Below are 14144 nucleotides of genomic sequence, written 5' to 3'. Positions count from 1 at the left end.
GCATAGATTCTTATAAATTAATAAACACAAAAGCTCTCTATCTTTTGATAGAGAGCTTTTGTGTTACCAATTACTTATTATATATGTGGTAGTTTAGGCAGATTTAAGGCTTTTTTCTTTTTGTGCTTTGCAGGTGCAAATACTTTGAGTACGCGTGGCAATACTTCAATATCCACAGGCATATCCGGACCTGCATCACCATCCATATTAGTCGATAAATCATCGACGTCAGATAGAAGTTCGATATGAGCTTTTTTCACCGTTAATGTCGTTGTATAACGAGAATTATAGATGGCACCACTGATAATGAGTGGTAATACGCTGAGAATATCGAGGATAAAATATTCCTTGAAGATGATAATACGCATATAACCATCATCTACAGAGGCTTCTGGCATAAAACGTTCAAAGCTAGACACTACATTGGTAAGTAGGGCTAAAACGAGAGGGGATTTGCAGATGAAATCGTCGTTCTCTGTTTTGATGCGGTACGTGTAGTCCTTTGTAGTGAACAACGCTTGGCCTGCTCGCAAGAAATACGCAAGAGGGCCGAGTATGCTTTTTTCCTTTGGTGTAACCTCATCTACAACTTTAGGAATAACGCCAGCTGCAATGTTATTGCAGAAATACCGATCATTACAACGGCCGATATCAATGGTTCGAGTTTCATTGATATCGATACGCCTGATAGCTTGTGTTGGATTTTGGTGAATGCCGAGCGCACGAGACATATCATTTACTGTACCAACGGGGATAAATCCAAAGGTACAGGAGAATCCACCTTGGGCAATACCATTAACGGTTTCGTTAACAGTGCCGTCACCACCCATGCAAAATACGGCATCAAACCCACGTTCACAAGCGTTCTTAGCGAAACGTGTAGCATCGCCTTCGCCTCTGGTGAATTTGACCTCAATCGTTTCGAACAAGGTACTCAATTTCCATTGTAAATCGAGGGCGTAACGGCGCGCTGCACCGCCTCCTGAGACAGGGTTGATGATAATCAAACAACGGCTCATAGTATACTTCCTTACTTTCAAAAATGAGATATAGCTATTATCTATAGTTAAATTGACAGTCTTAATGATGAGTTCTATAATTGTAATGTATGCACTTAATTTCGCACAACATACTGTCTAAGATATGTTGTATACTATATTATACTCATTTTAACCGTTCTTTGAAAGTCTGAAAGCATGAATGGTTAGTAAGGTTTAGGGGCTAGTAATGGGAAGACAAAGTTCAAAAGATAAATACAAATTGTCCGCAGTGGATTCTATCGAAAGATTACCTCTCAGTGAACAAGTATATTTAACATTAAAAACAGCTATCTTAACAGGCGAATTGATGCCTCAAGAGAAGCTTAACGAAGTAAAGATTGCAGAACAATTACAAGTGAGTGCTACACCTGTACGTGAGGCATTCCGCAAATTGGCTAAAGATAATCTCGTAGTTATCGTTCCTTGGAAAGGCGTTACTGTAAAAGCTGACACGCCAGAAGAAATCGTAGCACTTTACCAAGTTCGTGAAGTAATGGAAGGACTTGGTGCTAGATTATGTGCTCGTCATGCTACACCTGAGCAAGTACAAGAGCTAAGAACCCTTTGTAAAGAAATGCATGAAATTGAAGATGCCACAGAACGTGTTGATGTGAATAGCCGATTCCATACAATGATTGCTCATTACTCTGGCAATGAACGCATTGTAGATTATCTAGCAGGTTTCCGTGAACGCGTTAATCGCGACATGTACATCAGTTCTTTCAATGCTGTACGTACACATGACTGTGATGACGAACATGATCAAATCGTAGACGCTATTGAACGTCACGACGAAGTTGCTGCAGAAACAGCTATGCGTCAGCATATTAACAATGCATTTATCTTCAAAAAAGCAAATGCAGAAGTACAACATAAAAAACTTAATGAAGTATAATGCCTGCTGATGCTGTAATAGGCATAATGACATATGAAAAGCTCCGCTATTGACGGAGCTTTTTTGATTGTTATTTTGAATAGTTAATTCAACTTTCATTTAGAGTATTTAGCGTATCTTGATATAAATTAGGTATCATTTGTTGTATTTAATTAACCGCTATTTTAGCCTATCGGATTAGTTTGTTCTTGTTTTGTTTTGAGACGTCCTTTTGGTGTGGTTTAGAAACTCTAGTCGTTTATAGTGTGATGTTAGGTGAGCATTACAGTTTTTATAGTCTACAACACGCAGTCTTACGAGCTGACCTACGTTGATTTGAAAGGCTTGAGCGATTTTAAAAAGAATTTCCAAAGACATGCCGGAGATGCCTGTACCACATTCTAATTTACTTAAATAACTGCGACTGATACCAATGTGACGAGCTAACTCTTGCTGAGACATATTTAGGGATACGCGAATAATGGCGATTTTATGACCTAAACACACATATTGATGTTGTAAAAATGGGTCTTCGTACGTGTTGATCCGCAGTTCGGTGAGTGGTGTAGACGAGGGGTTCATAGGGACTCCTTCCTTTTCCCTACTCTCTAAATATAGTATACTGAGATTGTTAGCATCTGACTAATATAGAAAACTAGATAATTATCGGTTATTACAGATAATTACACGAATTGTGAAAGTAGTATTACATGTATGCTATAGTAATGTGAGCATACCATCTAGTATGTTATCTTAAGTAGAGGAGGCAATATGGAAAAATATATAGCCGTTGCCCTCGGTGGCGCCACTGGGGCCTTATGCCGTATGGCTCTCGGTGAATGGGTTATGACAAAGGTCAGCTCGTTTCCGTATGGTACGGTAGTAGTAAACCTCGTTGGTTGCCTCATTATCGGTCTAGTCTTAGGCCTTTATATGCAAAAGCCAGATCTACCTCAATGGGCGAGATTCTTCCTCGTTGTAGGTGGGCTAGGTGCATTTACCACCTTCTCAACCTTTGCCTTTGAAATGCTACAGCTTATGATGGCTGAATCCTATGTACAAGCATTATGGTACGGTGCAGTACAAGTCGTAGGGGGCTTAATCCTCTGTTGGGTTGGTATGCTATTAGTGCGTCTACTCTGTACTATTTAAACATATTAATATTGAATAATAGTATTAAATACATTTTGATGTTATACAGTAACGTATTTTGTTATTAATGACTTGGGAGATATTATGAAATCTATTAGAACACAAGATGCCGTAGGGCAAATATTATTACACGATCTCGTAAGAATCGTCATAGGTGAGGTGAAAGACACGCCCTTCCGCCGTGGTCATGTTATCACAGAAGAGGATATTCCAAAATTGTTAGACCTTGGTAAGGAACATATCTTTGTGATGGAACCGGAAGATGAAGGTTTCTTGCACGAAGAGGATGTAGCTCGTGCTTTGTACCATATGGCAGGCGGCGAAAACATGCACGATGGCCCTATGGCGCAAGGTAAAATTGAAGCCATTGCAGATGTAGATGGTCTTTTCAAGGTCGATGTGGAACGTTTACACGCTATCAACAGCATTGGCGAACTGACTATTGTAACGAGATTTAATAACACACCTGTGAAAGCTGGTGATAAACTAGCAGGTATGCGTTGTATTCCATTATTGTTAGAAGAACAACAAGTAGAAGATGCAAAAAAAATTGCTGATGGTAAGCCTTTGTTACATGTAAAGCCGTTCGTGCGCAAAACAATGGGGATTGTTACGACTGGTTCTGAAGTATTTGAAGGTCGTATTAAAGATGCTTTCACACCAATCATTGAAGAACGTTGTGCTGAATTTGGTGTTACAAAGGTAGCTCACGAAATTGTAACGGATAATACAGACGATATCGTGGCGGCTATCGACAAGGTGAAAGCAGCAGGCGCAGATATCATTTTCTGCACTGGCGGTATGAGCGTTGACCCAGATGATCTCACTCCAGGAGCGATTAAACGCTATGCAGATCGCGTAGTTACTTATGGATTACCTGTGTTACCAGGGTCCATGGTTTGCATTGCTTACTGTGCAGATGGCACACCAATTCTTGGTGTACCAGGTGGTGTATTGTTCAGCAAACCGACTGCTTTTGATGAAATTGTGCCACGCCTCATCGCAGATGATGAAATCACCAAAGAAGATTGTATAGCTATGGGTCATGGAGGATTCTTGGGCTAATAGGCTAGTATAATAAGATTAGCTAGAATAACCAATATAGCTATTTTAAGTAATATAGCTAAAGCAAATAATATAACTAGAATAATTAGTATAGCTAGTATAATGAATATAGTTAATATAGCCAATATAAGGAGATAAGATAAATCTTATCTCCTTATATTGTTATTATGCTATTAATTTATAGTATGATGAATTTGGTAGAATTTTTATTTATCGATAAAATTGATATTTTTATCGATTTTATTAAAAATTTCGTTTACTTCATTTAATATTTAAAGTACAATAATAGTTAAGGATAATGATAATACATTATTTAATAATGGACATATTTTATGCTGAGTTTTGTTGAATATATATTATAAATGATAATATATTATCCGTTGTATTTATAATTTTAGATGTAGGGAGGAATAGTAAACGATGAAAAGCAAACAAGTTGCATTATCATTGGCAATACTACTTGCGTTAGGTACGGGAACTGTATTACATGTAGAAGCACAAGGAAATCCGACAGAGTATTCACGTCACTTTGGTGATGAAAATACGGTTACCAGTGACCATAGTTCAGCAGTAGGTTTCAGAAATACGGTATCCGGTTCATATTCAACTGCTGTAGGACAGTCTTCTACCGCATCTGGTGAGACTTCACTAGCTATCGGACGAAGTGCACAGGCAACTGCTAATAATACTAATGCTATTGGTCGGAGTGCACGGGCAGAAGGTGAAAATGCTACTGCAATAGGTCATGGATCAGTTTCTTCAGGGCGTAATTCAAATGCCTTTGGTTCATCCGCTAAAGCATCTGCTGAAGCTTCTACAGCGGTTGGCAATAGCACAAAGGCTAGTGGTATTTCAAGTACCGCTACTGGCTTTAATGCTGAGGCATCTGGTAATTTCTCTTCAGCATATGGTAATGATGCTAGAGCAAAGGGAAATCGTTCAGTAGCTGTTGGATATAATGCAAAAGCTGAAGAGAGTGCAACTGCTGTAGGTAATAATGCTAATGCTGGTGCTGCAAATGCTGTTGCACTAGGTTCAGGTAATACGATTACTGCACGTGGTGGAGTTGGAATTGGTAGCAGTAATTCTGTCTCTGGCATTGATTCTGGCGCTTTTGGGGTTAGAAATAACGTAGCGCAAGCAAATACATATGTACTGGGCAGTAATGTGACGTCAACACAAGGAAATAGTGTTCTCTTAGGCAATGCATCTACCGATAGAGCTGCCACAACAGAAACACAAGCTAATATAAATGGTATTAACTATTCCGGCTTTGCTGGGGTAGGGTCAGCTCGTAACGGCGTTACGAGTGTTGGTGCATCTGGTAAAGAACGTCAGGTGATTAATGTAGCATCTGGGAAAGTGTCTTCCGATAGCACGGATGCTATAAATGGTAGTCAATTATATGCAGTAGCAAATACAGTGGGCGGAATTCTTAATAATCACAATACATTAATTCAAAATAATATTAATGAAATCGATAAAAATAAAGAAAAAATTGCCGACAATGAACGAAAATTAAAAGATCATACAGATGTCTTACAAAAACATGAAGATATTTTAAATGGACATAGTCAAGAATTAGAAAAACATAATAAATTAATTGTAAATCATGATAATCAAATTACTCGTTTAACTAAAGAAAATCTTCGTCAAGATGCTGATTTACTTCGTCATGAAGATCAAATTCAAAATCATGACATTCAATTAAAAAATCAAACTGAACGTATGAATAATCAAGAAAAACGTATTGACAATCAAGATAAGCGTTTAGATTATTTAGATAATCGTGTTGATAATCATGATGCTCGAATTGAAAATCATAGTGAGCGTATCGAAAGTCATGAACGTCGTATTGAATATAATAAGACTTTAGCCACAGAAGCATTAAAAGAAGCTAAAAAACATACTAGCATTTCTGCAGGTAATAATGTAACTGTAACTACAAGCACAAATGCTGCTGGTGGTACTGATTACAAAGTATCTGTAGATAAAGTTAAATTTGGTAATGTTTCTTTGGACAATAAAGGTCTAAATAATGGTGGCAATAAAATCACTAATGTAGCCGATGGTGAAGTATCCGCTACATCTAAAGATGCCGTTAACGGTAGCCAATTGTATCAAGCTACTAGCGGTATTAGTAATGGTGTGAACCTATTAAATAGTAAAATAGGAAAAGTTGGTGCCGGTGCAGCTGCATTAGCGGCCATTCATCCGTTGGATTTTGATCCAGATGATAAGTGGAATTTTGCGGCTGGTTACGGTAACTATGCCGGTGAAAATGCGATGGCATTAGGTGCTTTCTACAGACCAAATGAAGACACTATGTTCAGCGTAGCTGGATCCATGGGTAACGGTGAAAACATGGTCAATGCTGGCGTTTCATTGAAATTAGGTCAAAAAAATGGTGTATCTACATCTAGAGTAGCTTTGGCTAAAGAGGTTCAAGACTTAAAGGCCATTGTAAAAGCACAAAATGTAGAAATTCAACAAATGAAAGCATCCATGGGAATGGCACCTCAGTATGAAATGAAAGATGTGAACTTCCCTGATGTACCAGCTAATCACTGGGCTTATGAATATGTAAAAGACTTGGCTGATAAAGGTCTTGTTGAAGGCTATCCTGATGGCGAATTTAAAGGCGATCGCGCAATGACTCGTTATGAATATGCTGCGATTATTTACCGTGCTTTACAATTGGGGGCTCCAATTGATGGCAAAATGGGACGTGCAATTAACGAATTTAATCCTGAATTGGCTCGTCTTCGTGACTTGGATCGCACTCGTGTAGATCGAATCTCGGGTAAAGACAATGACCGTCATAAGGTAGAACGACTTCGTGTAAACAATAAAGACAATAAGCAAACTAATGATTACAGAGATGTTTACGGTAGTCATATCGAGCGTAATGCGAAGTAATTACTTGTCTTGAAATAACCTTTTAAACTAAAAGGAAGACAACAAAATAGTTCTTTTATAAACTAAAGAAAAAACAAAAGAAGTCGTGATAAACAGCCTCTTTTCATCTAGCGGATAGTTGAGTTAATAACAATCTGCACTTTCAGAAATCAGAAATTATGATCCTTTTCTGGAGTGCAGATTATAGTCAACTATCCGCTATTTTATTATTTTGTTCAATTAATTACATTATTGATGGCGTTATTAAAATGATTTTTTACCTAGTGTAGGGTGGCTACAACGTTTTAGTGTTAGGGTATCAATCATATGGACTGCTTCGTCCAATGTAATATCTTCGCGCTTCGTTGGTGTTTCTAGGACTGCTAACGGATGCTCCGTGCCTACCTCACCAGAAGGCAAGTAAATATATTCTTGGTTAACATTGTCACCAAAGATATAGCCAGCTTGTAAATGTTCTTTATGAATACGACTCATGGTCTCTCCTTAGATAATTTGCTTTAGCTTAAAATCTAGATAGTCTGCAGATACCAACTCTAGTTTTGTCGTACCAAATTCTTTTGGAATCCGGTTAAAAGAAATTTGATCGTGTAAGTGGCCAAAAATGCAGATATCTACGTTATATTGCTCCATGAGATCCGTAAAGCCCGAAGGTGCGTTGGACTCGTTAAATGGAGGGTAATGTAGCAACAATAACTTTGTTACAGGAATATTCTCTATATCTCTAATTGAATCAGGTGTTGGTGAATAGGACTTTTTAGAACCGGATGATTCTGTTATACAGACCTTTGTTTCCGTCCTGAGTTCCTCAAGTACTTTATGTATTGCCTTATCCATTTCCTGTAGTGCTGCTTCGGTACGCATCAGTTCTCTATCGTAAATGGATTGGTCCGTTTCTGGGGAGAAGTGGGAGTCTCCAGGACAGAGGTAGGCGCGCGTTCCACCGAATGCAATAAGGCGCGGCCCTTCTTCGGTTTGGATAACTTCTGCGGTGCCGTGACCTTGTATAAAGGTAATAGCGTCACTCATGAGATTATGCATCTTGTTTGCTGATGCCCACCAATAATCATGGTTGCCACGAATCATATATTTTTTACCAGGTAAAGATGCAATTTCTTGTAAATCGCAGGCAGCTTCATTGAGACGGAGCGCCCAGCTCATGTCACCTACGAGAAAGACGATGTCTTCATCGCTTACATTGGCATTCCAATGCTCTTTGATGCGGGACCAGTGATCATTCCAGTGCGGGCCAAAAATATCCATCGGCTTTGTCGGAGGATTGCCAGATAGATGGAGGTCGCCGATGGCAAATACTTTCATAAAAATCCTTTCAATTATGTATGGTTAAAACCATATAAAATAATATATCAAATTATATACGGTATATGGTTAGAGCTATTTAGTAGCTTGAAAATAAGGCGTAATATCGTGCTTGATTTTAGCAGCTCGTCCCTCATCACAAGTTTGAGGAATTTTGTAGCCTACATAGAGGGGCGTCGTTACATAACGCGCCACTACCTTGATGTAATCATAGCCGTCCTCAAGATTATATACGAAGTAATTATAGGACTGGCTAAAGTTTGCTACACTATGCAATACATAGCGCAAAATTTGCTGTAGTCGAAGGGCTACAGTACGAACCGGTGCATCTGGTTTGAAGCGAATGTTGTACTCAAAGAACCCGATAATTGGATGGGTAGACAAGGTGATGCGTACATCTTGATCCTCGTGCAAGAGCCAACCCTCCATATTTTGGGCCGTAATATCTTTATGGTAATCGTAATTCTCAAGCCCTATGATTTGGCTGTGAGGATGGCGAATAGAGCCACCGGACATATAGCCATAATTTTTGAAGAAGAGTACGGATTTAAACTCTTTACGTTGACGAGTTTCGCGCCATTTATCGAGACCAAATTGGAGAATGTGGGCGGCTTCGTCTGTAGGTAAGGTAGAAAATTCGCCTTCGTCAGTTTCCGTTTCGATAATGACGGTAGGCCAAGTTTTTTCTAATACAGGATACTTGTTCATGAGCCATATAATATGACCTGATGTATCGAGAATATCCGTTAATTTGGAACGATCACAGAAGGGACAACGCACTTGTTCATTGCGAATATTGACGGGCTTTGTTCGTCCTAATTCGATATTAAATCTAAGTGGTTTGTTCATCATGTGCCTCCTTCCTTGTAAGAAACTCTATACTCTTAATCATACCACAACTAGCGCATTCGTACATGAAATAATGGTATAATAATAGTGTGTTATTTTTGTGACTAAGGAGGCCCTATGAAACCAACGACGCTCGTATTTCCCATTGATGAACAAAATCGTATATTGTTAGGGCGTAAGAAGCGTGGTTTTGGGGCCGATAAATATAATGGTTTCGGTGGTAAACTTGATGATGGTGAAAGCTTCCGAGAGTGTGCCATTCGCGAACTCTATGAGGAATCTGGCCTTCAGGGAAATCTTGAAGACTTAGAATGTGTCGCGGCTTTTGATTTTCAATTTCCTTTTGATGAAAGCTTAACGCACGTGAGTTATGTGTATTTCTTGCGTGCTTTCACAGGCGATGTAGAGGAAACAGACGAAATGGAGCCTCATTGGCTAGAACCAAATCAAATTCCTTATGAACATATGTGGGATGGTGACCGCAGATGGTTGCCGATGTTGTTAGAAGGTAAGAAATTAAAAGGACCTATTGTGTTTGGACGAGATAATAATATGGTGGATAAGATGGATTTGACCACTGTTGATACTGTTCTTGAAAGCGAACACTTGGCGCGCATCGATCTGTATATTAATGGATGATGAATGTACGATTTGTTACAATTTAACGTTAAAATCGTTATCTGGTGGGTATTGGAGTATAAAATAGGGAGTATGTAGCCGTGAAAGTGGTACTAGACTCCTAAATTTATAATATATTGAGGTAATATGACTGATAAAAAGAACCCAAAGTGGGTGCCACAGCTATTGGCGTGGTATGATGTACATAAACGGGAGTTGCCGTGGCGCGGTTGTGGGGACCCTTATAAGATTTGGGTATCCGAGGTGATGAGTCAGCAGACCCGCATTGAGGCAATGAAACCCTATTATGATAACTGGATGCGTCTATTTCCAACCTTGGAGGATTTGGCAAAGGCCTCCGAAGATGAGGTGGTTCACGCATGGCAAGGGCTTGGTTATTATAGTCGTGCTCGTAACTTGCGTCTTGGCGTAATGGACGTCGTTGAAAATTACGGCGGTATCGTGCCTCATGACCGTAAGACCATGGAATCCTTGAAGGGCGTAGGTTCTTATACGGCAGGGGCTGTGCTATCCATGGCGTACAACGAACCAGAGGTGGCTGTAGATGGCAATGTACTGCGCATTTATGCTCGGTTGTATCGCATCTTTGATGATATTTTGAGCACTAAAGGTAAAAAGGCTATTACGGCTATCGTAGAGGAGACTTTACCTCACGTTCGACCTGGCGACTTTAACCAAGCCTTGATGGACTTTGGCTCTGCCGTATGTATTCCAAAGACACCCCGTTGTGGCGAATGTCCTATTGTAAATATGTGCGAAGCATACCAACATAAGGATACAGATAAACTGCCTGTGCGCATCAAGAAAACAAAGGTAGTAGAGGTGCCTTTATTCGTGGGGATCTTGCAGTATAAAGGCTATTATTTATTGCATAAACGGCCGAACCGTGGACTCTTACGATCCATGTGGGAATTCCCATCTGTGGAAATGGTATCTGCCTTTGAGGACGGAGAACGAGGCCTTGAAGAATTAGTTCAGGCCCTTGGATTTGATCTATCTTTGCAACCAGTACTTGTGAAAGAAATAACACATGTTTTCTCTCACCGAAAATGGTTTATGAAAGCATTCCGCGGTGATTTAACGTACACAGGGGATGCTAATAATATATCGATTGCAGATATCCAACAGCAATTGCCAAAGGACTGGATGCTCATCAAGCGTGATGAGTTCTCCGACTATGCTTGGGCGGGACCTCATGGTAAACTGACGGAAATCGCAAAGTAATTTGTAGGAGCAATGAATGAGAATTCTATTTAATATCATTTTTTCTGCCATCCTCGCAATAGGTCTGGTAGGATTTTGGGCTCTATTCCTCAACTTGTGGAAGCCTAAAAAGAAATGGCCAGCCTGGGTGGGCTATATAATCATTATCGGTGCGTGGTTCGCGGCTATCCGATACTATATACTCAATCAAGTGGATTTATATGGTACGATGTACTATCCTTTGATGAATATGTTCCGTACTGAAAGCTACGGATTCCTCTTTGGTGTATTCCTAGCGATTCCTGTATTTATCATACTTAGTCTATTATATTGGACAATCAATAAGATTTGGAGCAAAACACCAGAGGAAAATAGAACAGGCCGTCGCGCCTTCTTTAGAACTGCTGCAACTATAGTGCCGTTGGCTACTATTGGTGGCTCTAGCTATGCTGCCTTTGCGGGTCAACAAGAGCTAGTGGTAACTCATGAAAGCTTTGGCTACACGAACCTACCACCTGGTTTGAAAAACTATAAAATTGTTCAACTTAGTGATATTCATATAGGACCGAGTATCGACTTAGATGACTTTGATGAAATCCTAAAACTAGCGCTTTTACAAAAGCCTAATCGCGTTGTCATCACTGGTGACCTCATTGATAAGCTTGCATGGTTGCCGCAAGTCTGTGAAAGACTGACAACCTTTGCAAAACAAATCCCAGATGGGGTTGACTTTATCTTGGGAAATCACGAGTATCATCACGATGTAAATAAGGTGCTGGATTCACTTAAACGAAATACACCTATGAATATTCTTGTGAATAGTAATATTCAAATCATGGGGGGCAAACAACCTGTATATATTGCGGGCGTTGCGTACGATAACGATCGGGAAAAAGAAAAGCGTGAAGCTATGATTGATAAGGCTTTATCTGGAATTCCAGACTATGCCTTTGTTATCCTATTGGCTCATCACCCTGAATTCTTCGAAGAATCTATTGAACGAAAGATTCCGTTGACTCTATCTGGACATACCCACGGAGGTCAAATCGTATTTATGGGTATGCCGTTAGTACCAACAGGCACACCATATACAAAAGGTCGCTATGTAGAAGAACAAAGCGTATGCTACGTTAATAACGGCACAGGACACTGGTTCCCAATTCGTATCAACTGTCCACGAGAAATTACGGTTATTACATTCTTTGATGGAGTAGCTTAGTTTGAAAGACAAACTCACTATAGGTATACATTAATGTATAGTAAATCCTTTATTTATAAAATCCTTATATGTATTATTGTGCTTATGCTATTTGATATCTCTCTAATCTACGATATGACAGCGGATATATATAAGAGATATCTCAAAATAGCAATACTAGTGGCAATTGGATGCCATTTAGATTTATACCTGGAACTTAGTAAACAAGAAATACTGCTAATACAGGCGTTTAAGAATGATACATTTAACGAGACCTATGAACTGTTAAATACAAAACAGGCTATTCTCATCATATTCTTGATTGTATTAATGACTATAAACCTTGTGAAATATTAGAAAAATATAGGGTACAAACAAAAAGAGGTATTGTATTTGAAAATATAATACCTCTTTTTATTATATGAACTTATATAATAAGTGTGATATATTAGAATTAAAAATTTTGGTTGTGTTATGAATATATAGGTTTTATGTTGGGAGTAAGCATATGTTTTTAAAACTTTATAATTATTTTGTGCGAGGCTTAGTACTTTTTTTATTTATATGTATTCCATATAGTCTTGTCACAAATCCAGAGTTGATTGAAGATGAAGTAGATTTTTATTTCTTTGTTATCGCATATGTTATAATACTTTTGTTTTATGTGGTATGGAACTATATTTATAACTATTTAAGACGTAAAAGAGGGTAGCATTTGTGTGCATTCATTTACCATTAGTTCTGGAATCTATCTTTTTTCGGTGATTGTTTTATATTGGATTATATAAAATACTGCTAAAAACTTTCACCATTATTGGTATCTATATGATAATTAAAAGTATGAAACAGTTTTTAGTTGATGAATTTAGTAAGTTTAAAATTGAAGTAGTAGCGTTAATTCAATATGTAAGAAATCTTAAAACACTTACGATGAATGTGCAAACTTATCTTTCAATAAATATTTTAGTTTTCTTGGGCATAGAAGCAAATATTTTCATGCTTTCTCTTCCTTTTGATAGAATATATAATCAAGAATACTATAATATGTTATTTTATGTAGGGCATACTCTTTATATTCTTTTTGTTTTTATTACAAATTACATGCGGTTGAATTATTATAAAAAGGCTTCTTTTAATTGGCTTAATGTCATTATAATGATTTCTTTAGTAATGGTTTTACTTTTGGGTAAAAGTATTACTATTTCTAGTTCTAATTTTAGCTTTAGAGGCACTACTGATTATATATTGGGGAATGAGGTACTATGGAGCGTAGATACACCTGAGATGTTCTTTCCTTTTCTGATGGGGTTGATACTATTTTGGGCATTTGGAATCGATAAATTATGGTCTGCTCATAATACTATTGAAACTAATGGGATTATTTTTGATAATAAAGTTATTGATGTGTGGTGGGGCAATAGAAATGATTTAACCGATGGGCAAATTAAGACCTTAAAGTTATATTATAGTCGACAGGAGTCCTACCCTTTTTGGATTGATATCTATAAAAGTATTTTAATAGATAGTTTATGGTTTTATGGACGCAGTACTGTTCGTCAGTGGCATATGTTTAATGTGTTTTTAGCTTTTATTATGTATAATTTTGTTGTAACTTATACTATTGAGCCATCCATTCTAAGATATACTTTATACATTTATCTTACATATACTGTAATTACTATGATATGTAGACGCTTGATGGATACCAATAGTAGTATTTTTTGGCTTATTTGCTTATTTGTACCTTTAGTTAATATATATGTGCTGTATTTACTATATAATAAAACATCTGCATTATATGATCAGGAAAGTAACTCAATCTTTTATTATCCTTTATAACTGATATTCTCCTGCTATGAGAATCTAGTAGCAGGGGGTATGAAAAAGC

General features: G+C 38.1%; 13 protein-coding genes. 8 read left to right on the top strand and 5 right to left on the bottom strand.

The window, feature by feature from the left end:
- Positions 1–77 precede the first annotated feature (77 nt).
- Positions 78–1019, bottom strand: a complete 942-nt coding sequence (locus KHY58_RS03265) for a diacylglycerol/lipid kinase family protein (RefSeq protein ID WP_008602199.1) — start codon at positions 1017–1019, stop codon at positions 78–80.
- 208 nt (positions 1020–1227) lie between these two features.
- Between KHY58_RS03265 and KHY58_RS03260 the strand changes: the two genes are divergently transcribed.
- Entirely contained in the window at positions 1228–1935 is a 708-nt protein-coding gene (locus tag KHY58_RS03260; RefSeq protein ID WP_004694848.1) for a GntR family transcriptional regulator, read from the top strand.
- A gap of 177 nt (positions 1936–2112) precedes the next feature.
- Here the strand turns inward: KHY58_RS03260 and KHY58_RS03255 are convergent, their stop codons facing one another.
- The gene (locus KHY58_RS03255; protein ID WP_038150489.1) at positions 2113–2496 is read right to left on the bottom strand and encodes a helix-turn-helix domain-containing protein; all 384 of its coding nucleotides are present in this window, start codon (positions 2494–2496) and stop codon (positions 2113–2115) included.
- A 189-nt stretch (positions 2497–2685) separates the two neighbouring features.
- Between KHY58_RS03255 and crcB the strand changes: the two genes are divergently transcribed.
- The 3 genes from crcB to KHY58_RS03240 all read left to right on the top strand — a co-directional run bounded on the left by crcB (position 2686) and on the right by KHY58_RS03240 (position 7050).
- The gene (crcB, locus tag KHY58_RS03250; RefSeq protein WP_004698140.1) at positions 2686–3066 is read left to right on the top strand and encodes a fluoride efflux transporter CrcB; all 381 of its coding nucleotides are present in this window, start codon (positions 2686–2688) and stop codon (positions 3064–3066) included.
- An 84-nt stretch (positions 3067–3150) separates the two neighbouring features.
- A complete protein-coding gene (locus KHY58_RS03245; protein WP_004698147.1) occupies positions 3151–4131 on the top strand; it encodes a molybdopterin-binding protein in 981 nt (326 codons plus the stop codon).
- Between the two features lie 420 nt (positions 4132–4551).
- Positions 4552–7050, top strand: coding sequence for an S-layer homology domain-containing protein (locus tag KHY58_RS03240; RefSeq protein ID WP_004698239.1), 2499 nt, complete (start codon positions 4552–4554; stop codon positions 7048–7050).
- A gap of 243 nt (positions 7051–7293) precedes the next feature.
- Here KHY58_RS03240 and KHY58_RS03235 read toward each other — a convergent pair whose 3' ends face one another.
- The 3 genes from KHY58_RS03235 to KHY58_RS03225 form a co-directional block, all read right to left on the bottom strand.
- Positions 7294–7524 (bottom strand): hypothetical protein, encoded by a 231-nt coding sequence (locus tag KHY58_RS03235; protein ID WP_004698256.1) that lies wholly within the window; start codon positions 7522–7524, stop codon positions 7294–7296.
- Positions 7525–7533: 9 nt separating this feature from the next.
- Positions 7534–8367, bottom strand: a complete 834-nt coding sequence (locus KHY58_RS03230; protein WP_004698105.1) for a metallophosphoesterase — start codon at positions 8365–8367, stop codon at positions 7534–7536.
- 75 nt (positions 8368–8442) lie between these two features.
- Positions 8443–9216, bottom strand: coding sequence for a DUF4931 domain-containing protein (locus KHY58_RS03225; RefSeq protein WP_004698244.1), 774 nt, complete (start codon positions 9214–9216; stop codon positions 8443–8445).
- 117 nt (positions 9217–9333) lie between these two features.
- On the opposite strand from KHY58_RS03225, the gene KHY58_RS03220 reads away from it, so the two are divergent.
- The 4 genes from KHY58_RS03220 to KHY58_RS03205 all read left to right on the top strand — a co-directional run bounded on the left by KHY58_RS03220 (position 9334) and on the right by KHY58_RS03205 (position 14095).
- Entirely contained in the window at positions 9334–9855 is a 522-nt protein-coding gene (locus tag KHY58_RS03220) for an 8-oxo-dGTP diphosphatase (RefSeq protein ID WP_004698142.1), read from the top strand.
- A gap of 126 nt (positions 9856–9981) precedes the next feature.
- Positions 9982–11079, top strand: coding sequence for an A/G-specific adenine glycosylase (mutY, locus tag KHY58_RS03215; RefSeq protein ID WP_004698160.1), 1098 nt, complete (start codon positions 9982–9984; stop codon positions 11077–11079).
- Between the two features lie 16 nt (positions 11080–11095).
- Positions 11096–12277, top strand: coding sequence for a metallophosphoesterase (locus tag KHY58_RS03210; RefSeq protein WP_004698274.1), 1182 nt, complete (start codon positions 11096–11098; stop codon positions 12275–12277).
- An 819-nt stretch (positions 12278–13096) separates the two neighbouring features.
- Positions 13097–14095, top strand: a complete 999-nt coding sequence (locus tag KHY58_RS03205) for a DUF805 domain-containing protein (RefSeq protein WP_229039609.1) — start codon at positions 13097–13099, stop codon at positions 14093–14095.
- The last annotated feature ends 49 nt before the right edge of the window (positions 14096–14144 follow it).

Source organism: Veillonella parvula (genome assembly GCF_018366295.1).
Lineage (GTDB): Bacteria > Bacillota > Negativicutes > Veillonellales > Veillonellaceae > Veillonella > Veillonella parvula_P.
The sequence above is the reverse complement of the archived record's forward strand: the minus strand, read 5'-3'. Positions and strand labels throughout refer to the sequence as shown.

Coding starts and splice junctions, on each gene's coding strand:
- KHY58_RS03265 (WP_008602199.1), bottom strand. CDS start 1,019: ATGAGCCGTTGTTTGATTATCATCAACCCTGTCTCAGGAGGCGGTGCA.
- KHY58_RS03260 (WP_004694848.1), top strand. CDS start 1,228: ATGGGAAGACAAAGTTCAAAAGATAAATACAAATTGTCCGCAGTGGAT.
- KHY58_RS03255 (WP_038150489.1), bottom strand. CDS start 2,496: ATGAACCCCTCGTCTACACCACTCACCGAACTGCGGATCAACACGTAC.
- crcB (WP_004698140.1), top strand. CDS start 2,686: ATGGAAAAATATATAGCCGTTGCCCTCGGTGGCGCCACTGGGGCCTTA.
- KHY58_RS03245 (WP_004698147.1), top strand. CDS start 3,151: ATGAAATCTATTAGAACACAAGATGCCGTAGGGCAAATATTATTACAC.
- KHY58_RS03240 (WP_004698239.1), top strand. CDS start 4,552: ATGAAAAGCAAACAAGTTGCATTATCATTGGCAATACTACTTGCGTTA.
- KHY58_RS03235 (WP_004698256.1), bottom strand. CDS start 7,524: ATGAGTCGTATTCATAAAGAACATTTACAAGCTGGCTATATCTTTGGT.
- KHY58_RS03230 (WP_004698105.1), bottom strand. CDS start 8,367: ATGAAAGTATTTGCCATCGGCGACCTCCATCTATCTGGCAATCCTCCG.
- KHY58_RS03225 (WP_004698244.1), bottom strand. CDS start 9,216: ATGAACAAACCACTTAGATTTAATATCGAATTAGGACGAACAAAGCCC.
- KHY58_RS03220 (WP_004698142.1), top strand. CDS start 9,334: ATGAAACCAACGACGCTCGTATTTCCCATTGATGAACAAAATCGTATA.
- mutY (WP_004698160.1), top strand. CDS start 9,982: ATGACTGATAAAAAGAACCCAAAGTGGGTGCCACAGCTATTGGCGTGG.
- KHY58_RS03210 (WP_004698274.1), top strand. CDS start 11,096: ATGAGAATTCTATTTAATATCATTTTTTCTGCCATCCTCGCAATAGGT.
- KHY58_RS03205 (WP_229039609.1), top strand. CDS start 13,097: ATGAAACAGTTTTTAGTTGATGAATTTAGTAAGTTTAAAATTGAAGTA.